At 66.8% G+C, this 15221-nt stretch carries 16 protein-coding genes; 7 read left to right on the top strand and 9 right to left on the bottom strand.

Annotated features, from left to right (window positions below):
- Positions 1-11 precede the first annotated feature (11 nt).
- The 7 genes from IPK85_11285 (at position 12) to IPK85_11255 (ending at position 6482) form a co-directional block, all read left to right on the top strand.
- Positions 12-707 (top strand): winged helix-turn-helix transcriptional regulator, encoded by a 696-nt coding sequence (locus tag IPK85_11285; protein ID MBK8247966.1) that lies wholly within the window; start codon positions 12-14, stop codon positions 705-707.
- Positions 704-2137, top strand: coding sequence for a Fe-S cluster assembly protein SufB (sufB, locus tag IPK85_11280; protein ID MBK8247965.1), 1434 nt, complete (start codon positions 704-706; stop codon positions 2135-2137). The genes IPK85_11285 and sufB overlap by 4 nt, the downstream gene beginning before the upstream one ends.
- A gap of 143 nt (positions 2138-2280) precedes the next feature.
- Positions 2281-3048, top strand: coding sequence for a Fe-S cluster assembly ATPase SufC (sufC, locus tag IPK85_11275; protein MBK8247964.1), 768 nt, complete (start codon positions 2281-2283; stop codon positions 3046-3048).
- Positions 3045-4355, top strand: a complete 1311-nt coding sequence (sufD, locus tag IPK85_11270; protein MBK8247963.1) for a Fe-S cluster assembly protein SufD — start codon at positions 3045-3047, stop codon at positions 4353-4355. Before sufC ends, sufD begins: the two co-directional genes overlap by 4 nt.
- 174 nt (positions 4356-4529) lie before the next feature.
- On the top strand, positions 4530-5738 hold the full coding sequence (locus tag IPK85_11265) for a cysteine desulfurase (protein ID MBK8247962.1): 1209 nt from the start codon (positions 4530-4532) through the stop codon (positions 5736-5738).
- Positions 5739-5740: 2 nt separating this feature from the next.
- Positions 5741-6187 carry an SUF system NifU family Fe-S cluster assembly protein gene (locus IPK85_11260; GenBank protein ID MBK8247961.1) on the top strand — a complete coding sequence of 149 codons (447 nt, stop codon included), beginning with the start codon at positions 5741-5743 and terminating at the stop codon, positions 6185-6187.
- Entirely contained in the window at positions 6168-6482 is a 315-nt protein-coding gene (locus IPK85_11255) for a Rieske (2Fe-2S) protein (GenBank protein MBK8247960.1), read from the top strand. The genes IPK85_11260 and IPK85_11255 overlap by 20 nt, the downstream gene beginning before the upstream one ends.
- 345 nt (positions 6483-6827) lie before the next feature.
- Here IPK85_11255 and IPK85_11250 read toward each other — a convergent pair whose 3' ends face one another.
- From IPK85_11250 to IPK85_11210, 9 genes are all read right to left on the bottom strand, one after another.
- Positions 6828-7574, bottom strand: coding sequence for a hypothetical protein (locus IPK85_11250; GenBank protein MBK8247959.1), 747 nt, complete (start codon positions 7572-7574; stop codon positions 6828-6830).
- A 154-nt stretch (positions 7575-7728) separates the two neighbouring features.
- Positions 7729-8418: a response regulator transcription factor gene (locus IPK85_11245; GenBank protein ID MBK8247958.1), complete on the bottom strand. Its 690-nt coding sequence runs from the start codon at positions 8416-8418 to the stop codon at positions 7729-7731.
- Positions 8387-9184 (bottom strand): hypothetical protein, encoded by a 798-nt coding sequence (locus IPK85_11240; GenBank protein MBK8247957.1) that lies wholly within the window; start codon positions 9182-9184, stop codon positions 8387-8389. The genes IPK85_11245 and IPK85_11240 overlap by 32 nt, the downstream gene beginning before the upstream one ends.
- Positions 9127-9888 carry a hypothetical protein gene (locus tag IPK85_11235; protein ID MBK8247956.1) on the bottom strand — a complete coding sequence of 254 codons (762 nt, stop codon included), beginning with the start codon at positions 9886-9888 and terminating at the stop codon, positions 9127-9129. Before IPK85_11235 ends, IPK85_11240 begins: the two co-directional genes overlap by 58 nt.
- A 16-nt stretch (positions 9889-9904) precedes the next feature.
- Entirely contained in the window at positions 9905-10312 is a 408-nt protein-coding gene (locus IPK85_11230; GenBank protein ID MBK8247955.1) for a hypothetical protein, read from the bottom strand.
- Positions 10313-10339: 27 nt separating this feature from the next.
- The gene (locus IPK85_11225; protein MBK8247954.1) at positions 10340-10678 is read right to left on the bottom strand and encodes a hypothetical protein; all 339 of its coding nucleotides are present in this window, start codon (positions 10676-10678) and stop codon (positions 10340-10342) included.
- A gap of 147 nt (positions 10679-10825) precedes the next feature.
- On the bottom strand, positions 10826-13303 hold the full coding sequence (locus IPK85_11220; GenBank protein MBK8247953.1) for a response regulator: 2478 nt from the start codon (positions 13301-13303) through the stop codon (positions 10826-10828).
- Positions 13304-13318: 15 nt separating this feature from the next.
- Positions 13319-14362 carry an ABC transporter ATP-binding protein gene (locus IPK85_11215; GenBank protein MBK8247952.1) on the bottom strand — a complete coding sequence of 348 codons (1044 nt, stop codon included), beginning with the start codon at positions 14360-14362 and terminating at the stop codon, positions 13319-13321.
- Entirely contained in the window at positions 14359-15189 is an 831-nt protein-coding gene (locus IPK85_11210; GenBank protein MBK8247951.1) for an ABC transporter permease, read from the bottom strand. The genes IPK85_11215 and IPK85_11210 overlap by 4 nt, the downstream gene beginning before the upstream one ends.
- Positions 15190-15221 lie beyond the last annotated feature (32 nt).

The raw sequence follows: 15221 nt of genomic DNA, 5'->3' as shown, positions 1-15221 counted from the left end.
TCTTTGTCGCCATGACGCACGAGTCGGCGCCGGCGGGGTTCAAGGGGACACGGGGTGACATCCTCGTCGCCCTGAAGAGGTCGCAACCTCTTACCACAAAAGAACTTGCGGGACAGTTCGGTCTCACGGCCAACGCCTTTCGCCGGCACCTGAAGGACCTTGAGGCGGAAGGGCTCGTCGGGTACTCACGCCAGGTGCGCGGGGTGGGCCAGCCTGTTTTCGCTTACCGGCTCACTGACGCTGGGGAACGTCTGTTCCCATCCCAGTACGATGTTGTTCTCTCCCAAGCACTTGAGACGGTCCGGGAGAAGTTCGGATCGGATGCGGTCGTCGAGATCTTCCGCGCGCGATGGGCGGCGGTCGCAGAGAAGGCAGGGCCCGAGCTGGCGCTCCTGCCGTTACCCGAGCGAACCGAGCGGCTGGCTCAGCTGTTGTCTTCCATGGGATACATGGCGGTGGCCGAGCAGAACGGGCATAGCACGCTGCGAGAGCATCATTGCACCATCAGGTCCCTCGTCGACCGGTTCCCCGAAGTCTGCGCAGCCGAGGAGCGTTTCATCAGCGAGATCCTGGGGGCGGACGTCGTCAGGCACGCGCACATCGCGAAGGGTGCCAACTGCTGCGAATACTGCATCACCGAGCGACCTGAAATGGTCTCGCTCGGCGTTTCCTCATCCGGTCAAGACCGGTTACCGACACAGCCATGAGTTCTGCCATCGACGCCCTGGTCGCCAGGGAATACCAATACGGCTTCACCACGGACATCGAGTCCGACACGATCCCACCGGGGCTCAGTGAGGATGTGGTACGGCTGATCTCCGCCAAGAAGAACGAGCCGGCCTTCCTGCTGGAGTGGCGGTTGAAGGCGTTTCGGCGGTGGCAGCAGATGACCGAGCCCCGCTGGCCCAACGTCTCGTACACGCCGATCGACTACCAGGCGACGTCGTATTACTCCTCGCCCCGTACCGCGAAGCCGCTCGGTTCGCTGGACGAGCTCGATCCCAAGATCAAGGAGACCTACGACAAGCTCGGGATCCCGTTGCACGAGCAGAAGCTGCTGGCGGGGGTGGCGGTGGACGCCGTCTTCGACTCGGTCTCGGTGGGCACCACGTACAAGGAAGAACTGAAGAAGCACGGCGTGATCTTCTGCTCCTTCGGCGAGGCCGTGCGCGAACACCCCGAGCTGATCGAGCGATACCTCGGATCGGTGGTTCCGTACAGCGACAACTTCTTCGCCGCGCTCAACTCCGCCGTTTTCTCCGATGGCTCCTTCGTCTACATCCCGAAGGGCGTGCGCTGCCCGATGGAACTGTCGACCTACTTCCGCATCAACGCCGCCGACACCGGGCAGTTCGAGCGAACGTTGATCGTCGCGGACGAAGGGGCATACGTGAGCTACCTCGAGGGGTGCACGGCGCCGAAGCGCTCGACGAACCAGCTCCACGCCGCCGTGGTGGAGATCGTCGCCCTCGACCGCGCCACGGTGAAGTACTCGACGGTCCAGAACTGGTATGCCGGCGACGAGGAAGGCCGTGGCGGGATCTACAACTTCGTCACCAAGCGTGGCAAGGCGATGACGGACGCCAAGATCTCCTGGACCCAGGTCGAGACCGGATCGGCCATCACATGGAAGTACCCCAGCGTGATCCTCCAGGGTGACAACTCGACCGGCGAGTTCTACTCGGTTGCCGTGGTCAACAACCGGCAGCAGGCCGACACCGGTACGAAGATGATCCACATCGGCCGGAACACCAAGTCGAACATCGTCTCCAAGGGGATCTCCGCGGGCAAGGGCCAGAACTCCTACCGCGGGCAGGTGAAGGTGCTGCCGAAGGCCGAGGGCGCGCGCAATTACACGCAGTGCGACTCGATGCTGATCGGCAACGCGTGCGGTGCGCACACCTTTCCCTACATCGAGGCCCAGAACAACACGGCGATCATCGAGCACGAGGCGAGCACGTCGAAGATCGGGGAAGACCAGATCTTCTACCTCAAGCAACGCGGGCTGAGTGCCGAGCACGCGGTCTCGATGATCGTGAGCGGCTTCTGCCGCGAGGTGTTCAAGGAACTCCCCATGGAGTTTGCGCTGGAAGCGCAACAGCTGCTGGGCATCTCCCTGGAGGGGAGTGTGGGATAGCGTGGTACGAAGGACAATTGCAACAGCAGCAACAACAACAACGAAGCACGAGCGGTACGAGGAGCACGAGCGGCACGCGGGGCACGGGGTGCCGCTCTCAGGGCGGCTTCCTCGTCATGGCTGTTGAACCGACCTACAGAACAATGCTCACTATTACGAACCTGACCGCCACTGTTGGCGACAAGCAGATCCTCAACGGCATTTCGCTCACCGTTCGCGCGGGGGAAGTGCACGCCATCATGGGGCCGAACGGCTCCGGCAAGAGCACCCTCGCCCAGGTCATCGCCGGCCACCCCGGGTACGAGGTCACCGGCGGCTCGATCACCTACGACGACAAGGACCTGCTGGAGATGGAGCCCGAGGAGCGGGCCCACGCCGGCGTCTTCCTCGCCTTCCAGTATCCGATCGAGATCCCTGGCGTGAGCAATGCCTACTTCCTCCGCACGGCGTACAACGAGATCCGCAAGAGCCGCGGTGAGCCTGAGGTGGATCCCATGGACTTCCTCGACGTGATGGCGGAGAAGCTCAAGATCGTCGAGATGGACGAGGCGATGCTGCAGCGATCGGTGAACACGGGGTTCAGCGGCGGCGAGAAGAAGCGCAACGAGATCCTGCAGATGGCCGTCCTCGAGCCCAAGCTCGCGATCCTCGACGAGACCGACTCGGGCCTCGACATCGACGCGCTGCGCATCGTGGCCGACGGCGTGAACAAGCTGCGACGGCCCGACCGGGCCGCGATTGTCGTGACGCACTACCAGCGGCTGCTCAACTACATCGTGCCGGATTTCGTGCACGTGCTGGCGGGTGGGCGCATCGTGAAGTCCGGCGGCAAGGAGCTGGCCCTGGAGCTGGAGGCCAAGGGCTACGACTGGCTGGTTGGGGAACCTGCGAGCGGGACGGTCACGGCATGAGTGCGACCGAAGCCCGCGCGACGGCGTTGTTGCGCCACTGGGAGCAGCCGGCCGACACGGCCACGTGGCTGCGCGACCTGCGGTCACGGGCCGTGGCCAGTGTCGAGGCCCACGGATTCCCCACCACCAAGAACGAAGACTGGCATTTCACGAATCCCGCCCCGATCACCGAGGCCGATTTCGCGCCCATGCGATCGGCGGTCGGCACGCTCACGGTGGCCGACGTCGCTGCCGCGGCCCTCGTGCCAAGCGAGTGGGCCACCCTCGTCTTCGTGAACGGACGGCATGCGCCTCACCTGAGCCGCGCGGCCGGTCTTCCGGACGGCGTGCGCCTGATGAGCCTGGCCAGCGCGTGGCGCGAGGAGCCGACGCTGGTGGAGCAACATCTCGGCCGGCATGCGCGGTTCGACGAACAGGCACTGGCGTTCACCGCGCTCAACACGGCGTGGATGCAGGACGGCGCGTACCTGTCCGTGCCCGCGGACGTCACGGTGGCGCAACCCATCCACCTGTTGTTCCTGGCGGACGCCAATGCGGCGGGTGGCATGGCGCACCCACGCAACCTGCTGGTGCTTGGCAGGCATGCACGCGTGACCGTCGTGGAGCAATATGTGACGACGGACAACGCGCGCTACCTCACGAACAGCGTGACAGAGGCGTCGGTCGGCGACGGTGCGACGCTGACCCACCACAAGTTGCAGCGCGAGGGTCGTGCGGCGTTCCACGTGGGGCACATCGAGGCCACCCTCGGCCGCGACGCGCACTACGTGTCGTTTGCCTTCTCCACGGGCGCGGCGCTTGCACGCTCGAACATCTACACCACCCTGGCCGGCGAAGGGTGTGGCGCGACGCTCAACGGGTTGTACATGCTGGGCGGCTCGCAGGTGAGCGACCACCAGACCCGGATCGAGCACGCGCAGCCGAACTGCTATTCCCGTGAGCACTACAAGGGCGTGCTGGACGACGCCTCCCACGGGGTGTTCAACGGCAAGGTGTACGTGCACGCCATCGCCCAGAAGACCGACGGCAAGCAGACGAACAATACGCTGCTGCTCTCGCCGGACGCGCGCATCGACACGAAGCCCCAGCTCGAGATCTTCGCCGACGACGTGAAGTGCACCCACGGTGCCACGGTGGGCCAGCTGGATGACCGCATGGCGTTCTACCTGAAGTCACGTGGGATCGGGGCGGCGGCAGCCCGTCAGTTGCTGACCTACGCGTTCGCGGCGGATGTGCTGGAGACGATCGAACTGGAGCCCTTGCGGGTGGAACTGGAACGGTTGGCGTTGGAGCGGTTTGTGGGGTAGGGGGCGGACGGCGGACGGCGGACGGCGGACGGCGGACGGCAGACGGCAGACGGCAGCAGCAACAGCAACAGCAGCAGTACGAGCAGCACGCGCAGCACGAGTGACCAGCGACCAGTTCCAGTGAGCAGCAACACGCAACCAACAGCGGTGCCCCGCAGCAACATCCTCCCAGCTATTGGCTCCCTTCGCGCCGATTTCCCCATCCTGGGGACGTTGGCGCGCGGGAAGCCGCTGGTGTACCTCGACAACGCGGCCACATCCCAGAAGCCGCGACAGGTCATCGAGGCGATCACCCGCTACTACGAATCCGAGAACGGCAACATCCATCGCGGGGTGCACTACCTCAGCGAGCGGGCGACGGTGCTGTACGACGAGACGCGCGAGGCAGCCCGACAGTTCATCAATGCGCGATCCACACGCGAGGTCATCTTCACCCGGGGCACTACCGAGGCGATCAACCTCGTCGCCCACGGATTCGGCAGCGCGGTCCTGAAACCGGGCGATCGCGTGCTGGTCTCGACCCTGGAGCATCACTCCAACATCGTCCCCTGGCAGCTGGCCTGTGAGCGGAGCGGCGCTGAGCTCGCCGTCATCCCCGTGCTCGACGATGGCTCCCTCGACCTTGACGCCTTCGGTCGCCTCCTGGACGACCGCGTCAAGCTCGTCGCCGTCACCTGGGTCTCGAACGCGTTAGGCACGATCACCCCCGTGGCCGAGCTGGTGCGGCGTGCCCATGCGATGGGAATCCCGGTGTTGCTGGATGGGGCACAGGCGGCCCCCCACATCGCCGTGGACGTGCAGGCCATTGGCTGTGACTTCTTTGCCTGCTCGGGCCACAAGATGCTCGGGCCAACGGGTGTCGGCCTGCTGTACGGCACCGAGCAGTGGCTCGATCGGCTCCCGCCATACCAGGGCGGGGGCGACATGATCGACACCGTGACCTTCGAACGGAGCACCTGGGCACCGCTTCCGTCCAAGTTCGAGGCGGGCACGCCGGATATCGCCGCCGTAGTCGCCTTCCGCGCCGCGCTCGACTACCTCACGGCGGTGGGGCTCGATGCCATTGCCGCCCACGAACACGCGTTGGTCGACCTGGCGACCGAGCGCCTGACCGCGATCCCCGGGGTGCGCATCATCGGCACGGCGACGCCGAAAGCCGGGGTGGTGAGCTTCACGATGGATTGCGCGCACCCGCATGACATCGGGACCGTGCTCGACAGCGAGGGGGTCGCGATCCGGGCGGGGCACCACTGCGCCCAGCCGCTGATGCGGCGGTTTGGCGTCCCGTCCACCGCGCGCGCATCGTTCTACCTGTACAACACGCCCGAGGACGTCGACGCATTGGTGCGCGGCGTCGAGCGGGTCCGCCACCTGTTCGCCTGACCATGGATCTGGGCGCCCTGTACCAGGAGATCATCCTCGAGCACAATCGCTCGCCCCGGAACCATGGTGAGTTGACTGGGGCCACGGGCCACGCGCATGGCAAGAACCCGATGTGCGGCGACGAGGTCAGCGTATGGGTACAGGCCTCAGGCGGCCGCGTCGAGCGCGTCACCTTCACCGGCCACGGGTGCGCCATCTCGCGCGCCTCCGCGTCGATGATGACCCAGGCGCTCACCGGCAAGACGCGCGATGAGGCGCTGACGCTCTTCCAGCATTTTCACGACATGGTCACGGGAGCCGCGCCGATCAACGAGGCCGCGCTCGGCAAGCTCAAGGTGTTTGGCGGGGTGTCGCGGTTTCCGGCGCGCGTGAAGTGTGCGTCGCTGGCATGGCACGCCTTCCGGGACGCCCTGCAGGGCGGGAACAGCGATGGAGATCCCACTCCATAAGCTGCCGGCACACGGGCTGCTCCCCGTGACGCTGCCGGACGGGAGCGAGGTCGTGATTGTCGTGTCGTCCGGCGGGATCTCGGTCTTCGCCGACGAGTGCCCGCACCAGGGGCTCCCTCTCTCCGCCGGATCGTTAGGCGCCGATGGGGCGATCACCTGCCCCTTTCACGGCGCGCAGTTCAGCGCGATGTCGGGGCGCTGTGTGTGCGGACCCGCGACCGACGACCTGGCGCGGTTCGCATCCACCATCGCCGAAGGCTCGCTGCGGATCGGTCCGCGACTGGCGCCTGGGTAATCACCAGCAGGCGCACCCGTTCCCGCAGGATGGTCGTGCGTGACCCGACCGGTATCGTTTCGTGTCCTGCCCGCATCGTCCCACCCTCCCCTTTGTCCAAGGAACAATCGGGAGGTGCACCAGGCACGTCGCCCTGATGCACCTCCGCGACTCGCTTCGCTCCCGCGTGAGCATTGTCGTATCTCGTCGCGGGAAAGGTCACGGCGTGCGCGGACGGAGTTTCCCCACACGCACCGCCCCACACGGACTTCGCGCACTCGCGTCCGGCACGCCGTGAACACCACCGCCCATCCCCACCCCACATCGGACTGCCACCGCCCCACCCTCCCCTCCCCCCACACCACCCTACGCCGTAGCCCTCGGCGCCACTTCTCCCTCCCACACCCCGCGCAGCACCCGCACGTTCCGCGCACTCGACCGCTCGAAGAACCCCGACCGTCGCAGTGCACACTCCAGCACCCACTCCCATCCGTACCGATCGTGGAACTCGGCTTCGCCCATTCCCAGCAGCTCCACCATCTGCCGACGCATCATCATCGATGAATCGTCGCTCGCCGCCATGGTTCTGTTAAGCAGTGACCGATCCGCCGCCAGCTCGGCCAACCAGCCGGCCACCTGCCATTCCTGCGCCGACCAATCACCCAGCCGGCGAACCTGTTCACGCACCGCATACGGCAGCAGTGCGGCTTCGTTGCGCTTGAAGGCGGGTCGCGAGAAGAGGTCGGCCATCACGCGAGCCAACGTGGGCAGTCGCGTGCGACGCGTCACCCATTCCGCGAGGTCGCTCGCCGTCGGGCGCGGCCGCTGGGCGACTGCCTTGAGGATTCCCGAGGCACCGTCACCTTCGTCGAGCCCGAACACCACACAGGTGCGGGCCAAGCGGCGCACACTGCGTACTCCTGAGTCCGGCGTCGCCAGCAGGCAGACCGGGCACCACGGCGCCTGCTCCATCTGTACCTTCAACTCGTTCGTCGACGGACGCATCGAGGTGGTGTCGAACAAGGCGACAGTTCCCAGAGCGGGAACCGATCCCGTGAGCCGCCGCACCATGAGGTACGGGGGTTCCAGGAAGAGGAGAGATGACGTGCGCATGGAACGCATGATAGGGACGCCCGGGTGGCCTGTATACTCGGAGAAGTACGAGGTCGGGTTCCCTTTTTTCTCATCCCACCGTCACGCGTCTGTCACGTGCTCCCACCCGACACCTTATACGCGTGAAACGCAGCGAAAAGGTGTCATGATGCGCTCAATCTTCGATGGGTTCCGTGTGATCGGGCGGAATGTCTTCCCCTTCCGGCTCGTCCGACTCGGCCACGCGCATCATGATGGAGAAGCGGAGGAGGCCCCATTCCGTGGTGATCCCCAGCGCTTTGCGGATGCTGGCACGATGGAACTCGATCGTCCGCGGGCTCACCCCGAGCAGCTCCGCCATCTCTTGCGACGACTTGCCATCGCCGATCATCCGGAGGATCTGCCGATGGCGCGGCGTGAGGCGGTCGAGCTCGGGATGTTGCACCGCGGCTTTGTCACGAAATGACCGCCGCGGAATGTGCGGGGAAATGAACGGCTTCGTTTCACTCAGGACATGTTCGATCGCTGCGTTCAATTCGTCCGCCGACGCTTCCTTGGGGATGAACCCGTGGGCGCCTGCACTGATCGCCAGGTCGGCGAGCGCACGATCCACGTGCATGGTCACGATGATCACCTTGACCGTCGGCAGAACCTCCCGGACCTGCGGCAGGAGTTCCAACCCATTGATGTGCGGCATCGAGAGATCGAGCAGGAGCACATCGGGCCGCGCGCGCTGCAGAGTCGTGATCAGCTCGCGTCCATCGTTGACAATCCCCACCGACACGAAATTCGAGCGCAGCAGGCCTTTCAGGCCCTGACTGACCATCGGGTGGTCATCGCAAATCAGTACGGTCGCTCGGCGCATCGGGCTGGGGGCTGACGGGGACGGTCACACGAATGGTGGTGCCTTCGCCGGGTTTCGACCAGACCGTGAAGGTGCCCTCGGCCAGCCGAGCTCGCTCGGACATGCTGATCATGCCGAGCCCGGCCGCCTTGGAGGCGTCCCCGGAGTCGAAGCCGGCCCCGTTGTCGACCAGGGTCATGACCAGGGTGCCGGATGATAGCTCGACGGCGATCTCGGCCTTCGTGGCGCGGGCGTGCTTGATCACGTTGCGGATCGCCTCCTGCGCGATCCGGAAGACGATCAGCGAGCGTTCCCGGTCCAGCACCTTGTCGGCCGCCTGCGGGAGGCGCGTGGTGACGTCGAGGGAGGTGATGCGATTGGTGTCGTCGGCCAGTTGTTGCAGCGCCGGGAGGAGCCCGCCCTGGTCGATGATGGCCGGGTGGAGGCGGTGGGCGACCCGCCGGAGCATGACCCCGAGGTCGGCCAGTTCGTCGCGGAACGCCTGGGTGGTGACGCGGTCCTGCGTGGACATGTGCTGCCTGGCGTCGATCCAGTCGCCGATGTCGTGCTGGATGAGGGCAACGCGCTGGAGGGCGTCGTCGTGCACCTCGCGCGCGACGTAGGCGCGCTCCTCTTCGTGGGCCGCGATGAGCTTGCGGGTGTAGTCGCGATGGAGGGCGAGGAACCGGCGCTGGTAGATGACCAGGGCGGCCCCAAGGGCAGCGACGATTACGAGGACCGCGAGGACCGCGGCAACGTAGACGGCGAAGAGGTTTCCACCGGGCATCGCATTCCCTTCCAGATCATGAGGAAGGCCGCCATGTCGACGACCGCCTTCACAACATATACAAGCTGGGCAAGTTCAACGCTCTGGGTCATGAGCGCCTTGGAGATCGGCGGCACCACGACGAACGCGGCATAGTAGAGGATGGCGCCGAGGGAAATCCACATCCAATCGCGCTGCCAGATCTGTCCGGTTTCGCTGACCGCGCGCGTGACAAGGGTGAACGCGATGGCCGCCGTGATGATCAGGAGTCGGAAGGGGCCGGAGACCGCCTGGAAGTCCCCTGCCTCTCCGGCATAGACCGCGATCCCGGTTGATACAACCGCGAGCAGGGGGACGGCCACGCGAAACGAGAGGCGGAGTACAGGGCGCCGCTGCCAGAACGAGTATGCCCAGAGGATGCAAGCGTCTTCAATCGGGCTGACAAGCAGAATGAACAACAGGTTGGAACCGATCAGGTCTGCGATGACCAGCTGGCCGATGTCGGCGGCGAAGAAGACGAGCGCCCACCACCCGATCCAAACTCGAGCGGGGGGCGCATTGGACCCAAGGGCTCGCGCCGCGAGGAAGGGCGGGAGCTGAAGTGGACCGGCGCCGCTCAGAGCAAGCAGCTGCCACCACGCGATTCCCGGTAAGCGAAGCGACAGCCACCAAGCGATCCCCGCCCACAACAGCCCGGTAATACCCCAGATCCGGAGCGTCGTCACCGCAGGCGCGGCCCCATTACGCGAGAGGAGAGTCGCGGGGACAGAAAGGTGGACATGGATAGTGCGTGTCCAGAAGCACCGCCTCCCCGCTGCCAGACGCCATCAGGGCGCGCAATTGGCTCTTGGGTCGCGGGCGTGAGGAGACCCTGGCGATGTCATTCCCCTCCGCATCCACACCGACAAGGACCATGCGGTAGCGTCCGGACTCGTCGAGGCCGTGGTAGATGCGCATCCCCGCGACACCGGGTTGTTCGAGGAGCTTGCGCAGGCCCTCGGCAAAGAAGAACCCGGCCTTCTCGGATGCCGGAGCCGACTTCTGGTATCGGTGGGTATAGTCCGCCGCTGTCTCCAGAGACACGCGTTGGTCGGTGACCGGGGGCAGTTGTCGCCGCGAGGGCGTCTTCTTCTTTTTTCGGATGGTCATGATTCGAAGAATGAGGGTGAACGACGGTTAGCCGCGAAGGGTACTGCCGGTTGGGCACCACGGGGGACAGGGATAGTGCGTGTCGAGCGCCTCGCTCTGTGCTGTGAGGTCATTCCCATCCGCATCTGACGCGACCAACACCAATTCGCGTCCCCCTTTGGCATTCCTGCCATAGTAGAACCGCAGGAACCGCGCGTCCGGCCGCTCCAGCAGCTTGATCACCGCCTCCTTCGTGAACAACCCGCCCAGGTCGCCCTCCCCGGCGGCTCGCGCCCCTTGCACCGTGGCCACGCCGCGGTGTCGCGCGGTCATCTCTGCCGCTGCCTTCAGGTCGATGACATGATCCTTCGGTTGTGGTCCGGTCATCCGTGACTCCCGTCGTTGTCGCGTTGTGGAGTGGTGACTGCCTCGACGCGCCGCAGCAGCCAAGTGGTAGCGCGAGGATACTCGCCGAACCCGCCGCTGGACACTAGGGGTAACCCCAGTGTCCAGCGATGGCAATGCTCCAATGCCCTAACGCCGAGCGGGTACCACGTCTACTGAGCGCGTGCTGGGTGCGTCCAGGACTGCTCGAACCGCGGCCGCCAGCATGTCCGGCGTGAACGGCTTGGGCAGGAACGCAGCGTCCTCCACATCCGGCCGGTCCGCCGAACTCCGGTATCCTGAGATGTACAACACACGCAGCTGCCCCCGCCGCTGGCGCAGGCGCTGGAACAGCTCGCTCCCTCGCATCACGGGCATCACGAGGTCGGCCAGGAGCAGGTGGATCTCGCGCTGCTCGACCGACAGGGCCAGCGCGGCCTCCGGGTCGCTCGCCTCGAGCACCGTGTACCCCCCGAGGGTCAACACCCGGCTCGCCAGCGCCCGGACCCGATCGTCGTCCTCCACGACCAGGATCGTCTCGGTCCCCCCAGGCCCGCTCGGCACCGACGGCAAGTCGTGGGCGGCGACGTCCCCGCTCGCGACGGGGAGATACACGCTGAACGTCGTGCCGCGACCGGGCTCGCTCTCCACGGCGATGCTCCCCCCGCTTTGCTGGACGATGCCATACACCGTGGAGAGGCCGAGCCCCGTCCCCAGTTCCTTTGTGGTATAGAACGGCTCAAAGACGTGCAGCCGCGTCTCCTCGTCCATCCCCGTTCCCGTGTCGGCCACCTCGAGGACGACGAATGGACCCGCATCACTGCCCGGGGTGGAGAGGGGCTTGTCCGGGGCGTCGGCCATCCGCGTGCGCACGACCAGCGAGCCCCCGTCGGGCATCGCGTCGCGGGCGTTCACCGCGAGGTTGAGCACCACCTGCTCGAGCTGGCTGGGGTCGGCGAGGACGGCCGCAACGTTGGTGGCCAGGTCGATCGTGAAGGTGATGTCCTCGCCGATGAGCCGTCGCAGCAGGACCTCGATGCCGGTGACCACGGCGTTGAGATTGAGTACGCGGGGCTCGAGGACCTGGCGTCGACTAAACGCCAGCAGCTGTCGCGTGAGCGCGGCCGCACGATGGGCGGCCGAGGTGATCTCCTTGAGGTCGAGCAGCGCCGGCGCCGGCACCCCGGGGCGGATCGCGGCGATCTGGGAATACCCGATGATCGCCGTCAGCAGGTTGTTGAAGTCGTGCGCCACGCCGCCGGCGAGCCGCCCGATGGCCTCCATCTTCTGCGACTGCTGCAGCTGCGCTTCCAGCTGGCGTCGTTGCGAGACGTCGCGCACGATGGCCAGGACTTCCACGAGGTCCCCATCACGCTCGATCCGTTGCGCGCTCGCCTCGGCCTGCACTGCCCGCCCGCTGGCCCGTTGGACCGACACCGCAACCGGACCAGGGACCCCTTCCCCCGTCGTGACCAGGTTGGTGAAGATCCCTCTCGCCAGGTCCGCATCGCGTGGCACCAGGAACTCGGTGAAGTCGCGGCCGAGGATCTCGGACGGCGTCGCGCCCACCAAGCTGCACCCAGCGGCATTGATCGAGGTGATCCGCCCGGCGGGATCGAGGGTCAGCATCCCGTCCAGCGCGTTCTGCCACAGGTCGCGATACCGCACCTCGCTCTCGCGGAGCGCGAGTTCCGCGCGGCGGCGTTCCTGGGTTTCCATGACCAAGGCCACCAGGTCGGCGATCGACCCGACGAACATCTGCTCATCGCCACGCCACCGTCGTCGCCCGCCGACGTGGTCCAGGCAGAGCGCCCCGACCATCGCCCCATGGACGCGAATGGCGGCGTCGAGCTGGGCGCTGATGGTGGCCGTGTCCTCGCCCGCTCCCCGGTGTTCGGAGGCCGCGTCGTGCGCCTCGACGAACCGGCTGCGTTCCAATGCCTCGAAGTATGCCGGATGCTCCTCGATGGCGTAGGCGAGCCCGTCGCTGTGGATCGCCGATCGCCGATCGAACAACTCCACACAGTGGAAGCCGGACCGGGTCTCATTGAACAGCCAGATCGATACCCGATCGACGTCCAGTGCATGGGCCACCAGGGCGGTCAGGTCGCGATAGACCTCCACCGCGCGGCCGTTGGTGAAGGCGTCGGACCGCAGCACCTCGAGGACATGGACCCCGGCGCCACGCAGCCGTTCCTCGCGGAGCGATTCTTCGGCCTCGCGCCGGGCCCGATCGCGGCGCAGCGCCGCCTCGGCCAGCTCCCGCTGCACGGCCGGCGCCAGTCGCTGCAGCCGATCCTTGGACACGAAGTCCTTGGCCCCGGCACGCATCGTCTGCACGGCCCGATCCTCGCCGGCCACGCCGGACATCACCAGGCACGGGAGGTCACGCTGGGCCTGGCGCAGTTGTTCCAGGACGGCGAGCGCCCCAAAGCTGGGCTGCGAGTAGTCGGCGATGACCAGGTCCCACGACTGCTCGGCCAGCGCGCGCCGGAACGAGACGGCGTCATCGACCCGTGTGATGCTGGCGGACACGCCCCCACGCGTGAGCGCGCGTCGCACGAGTTCCACGTCGTCCGCGGAATCGTCAACGATCAGGAGGCGTGGCTTGGCGGGGGCGGACGTCACGTGGTGCCGCAGGGGTCAGCAGAGGTGGACCGCGAAGGCCTTGAAGCTGGCGTGCACCGTGCCTCCCGGCTCGAGGGCAAGGTCACGCAGCGAAGGTAGCGTCAGGAGGGCGACGAGTGGAACTCCCTGCACGGTTACCGTCACCCGGGCGTACGCGCCATGCAGTGCCACTTCGGTCACGGTGCCCGCAAAGTGGTTCCGCGCCGACGACGCCTGGACGGCCCGCGAGAGGATCACCTCCTCCCCGCGAATGACCGCATGGCAGGAGCCCACGGGCGCGTCGCTGATGGCCACAAAGGCGAGGGGACCGCAGTGGAACTCCACCGCGCGCGGCGCCCCTTCGATGACGGTGTCACCGACCACCGCCCCGGACAGGACGTTTTCCGCGCCGAGGAACTCGGCCACATACGGGGTCGCCGGGCGGCGGAAGACTTCGGACGACGGACCTGCCTGGAGGACGCGTCCCGCATCGAGCAGGACGGTGACATCACCCAGGAGCCCCGCCTCCGCAAAGTCGTGGGTGACTTGCAGCACGGTGGTGCCGCGTGTGCGGTGCCAGTCGCGCACGACCCGGCGGGTCACACTTCGCCGCTTGGGGTCCAACGCACTGAACGGCTCGTCCAGCAGCAGGACCTCCGGCTGTTGCGCGAGCGCCCGCGCAAGCGCGACGAGTTGCCGTTCGCCGCCGGACAACGCGGCCACGTCGCGGGCGCCTAACGATTCGATCGCCAGCGCCGCGATCACGTCCGTCACCACCGTCGGCGACGGCGCCCCATAGGCCACGTTGTCGCGCACGGACAGGTGCGGAAAGAGGTAGGCATGCTGGTACACCAGGCCCACCTGTCGTCCGTTCACCGGCGCCCGCGTGACGTTCCGTGTGCCAAGGGTTACCGCGCCGTCCAGCGGGGTTACCACACCCGCGATCGACTCCAGCAACGTCGTCTTCCCCGAACCGGCCGGACCGATCACGACCCCCCATGCCCCCGTGGGGACCGTGAAGGACACGTCCTGCAGGCGAAACTCCCCGGCGGCTGCTCGCAGGTTGGCCACGCGGATCATGCGCGCCGCTCCTCGCCGCGTCGCAACGCCCGCAGCGCCACGAGGGGGAGCAGGGCCAGCAGGACGAGCGCCGCCGCGACCGGAATCACCTCGGTGAGGCCGTAGGTGGTAAAGCGGTCATAGCTCAACACACTCACCGTGCGCGGGTGGTGCACCAGGATAACGATGGCGCCAAACTCGCTCACCGCGCGCGCCCACATCACCACGGCGGAGGCCAGCAACCCCCGGCTGGCGAGCGGCAGGGTCACGCGTCGGAAGGCCCGCCAGGGGGTGTCCCCCAGGGTCTGCGCGACGGATTCGTACCGCCGGTCGACCCGAGCCATCGCCTCTCGCGCCCCGCTCACGTAGAGGGGCGCACTCACGAACAACATCCCGAGCACAATCCCCAGGGGCGTGCTGACGATCCCGAACCCTGCCTGCGCCAACACTCCCCCAATCGCCGATTCACGCCCAAAAACCAGCAACAAGGCGATGCCGGCCACGGGGTGCGGGATGACGAGCGGCAGGTCGAGCGCGGCCGAGACGACGGTCCGCCCGGGAAAGCGGCGCCGCGCCAGGATCCAGGCGAGCGGGGTTCCGAGTGCCACGCCGGCCGCCGTCGCGAGGGTGGCCGTCCAGGCGGTGAGGGCCAGCGCCTGCTGCAACCCGGCGTCGGTCGTGAGTCGACGCACCCCACCCGCGCCCCCCTGCACCACCAGCTCCCCGACGGGGAGCAGCAGGAAGAGGAGCAGGAGTGACGCGGCCGCGGCCGTGAGGACGGAGCCGATCGGAGGCCACCGAATCCCCGCGCCTGCGGGAGCCGTTGGGACAGACGCAGGTGGAAACACGACTCCAAGTATATTCCCACGTCGCCCCCTCT

The sequence above is a fragment of the Gemmatimonadota bacterium genome, from assembly GCA_016712265.1.
In the GTDB taxonomy this organism is placed as follows: Bacteria; Gemmatimonadota; Gemmatimonadetes; order Gemmatimonadales; family Gemmatimonadaceae; genus RBC101.
Note: the sequence above shows the minus strand (reverse complement) of the source record. Positions and strands in the feature narration are given on the sequence as shown.

Excerpts from the sequence above, each read along its gene's own strand:
- IPK85_11285 (MBK8247966.1), top strand. The coding sequence starts at position 12 with ATGACGCACGAGTCGGCGCCGGCGGGGTTCAAGGGGACACGGGGTGAC.
- sufB (MBK8247965.1), top strand. The coding sequence starts at position 704 with ATGAGTTCTGCCATCGACGCCCTGGTCGCCAGGGAATACCAATACGGC.
- sufC (MBK8247964.1), top strand. The coding sequence starts at position 2,281 with ATGCTCACTATTACGAACCTGACCGCCACTGTTGGCGACAAGCAGATC.
- sufD (MBK8247963.1), top strand. The coding sequence starts at position 3,045 with ATGAGTGCGACCGAAGCCCGCGCGACGGCGTTGTTGCGCCACTGGGAG.
- IPK85_11260 (MBK8247961.1), top strand. The coding sequence starts at position 5,741 with ATGGATCTGGGCGCCCTGTACCAGGAGATCATCCTCGAGCACAATCGC.
- IPK85_11255 (MBK8247960.1), top strand. The coding sequence starts at position 6,168 with ATGGAGATCCCACTCCATAAGCTGCCGGCACACGGGCTGCTCCCCGTG.
- IPK85_11250 (MBK8247959.1), bottom strand. The coding sequence starts at position 7,574 with ATGCGCACGTCATCTCTCCTCTTCCTGGAACCCCCGTACCTCATGGTG.
- IPK85_11245 (MBK8247958.1), bottom strand. The coding sequence starts at position 8,418 with ATGCGCCGAGCGACCGTACTGATTTGCGATGACCACCCGATGGTCAGT.
- IPK85_11240 (MBK8247957.1), bottom strand. The coding sequence starts at position 9,184 with ATGCCCGGTGGAAACCTCTTCGCCGTCTACGTTGCCGCGGTCCTCGCG.
- IPK85_11230 (MBK8247955.1), bottom strand. The coding sequence starts at position 10,312 with ATGACCATCCGAAAAAAGAAGAAGACGCCCTCGCGGCGACAACTGCCC.
- IPK85_11225 (MBK8247954.1), bottom strand. The coding sequence starts at position 10,678 with ATGACCGGACCACAACCGAAGGATCATGTCATCGACCTGAAGGCAGCG.
- IPK85_11215 (MBK8247952.1), bottom strand. The coding sequence starts at position 14,362 with ATGATCCGCGTGGCCAACCTGCGAGCAGCCGCCGGGGAGTTTCGCCTG.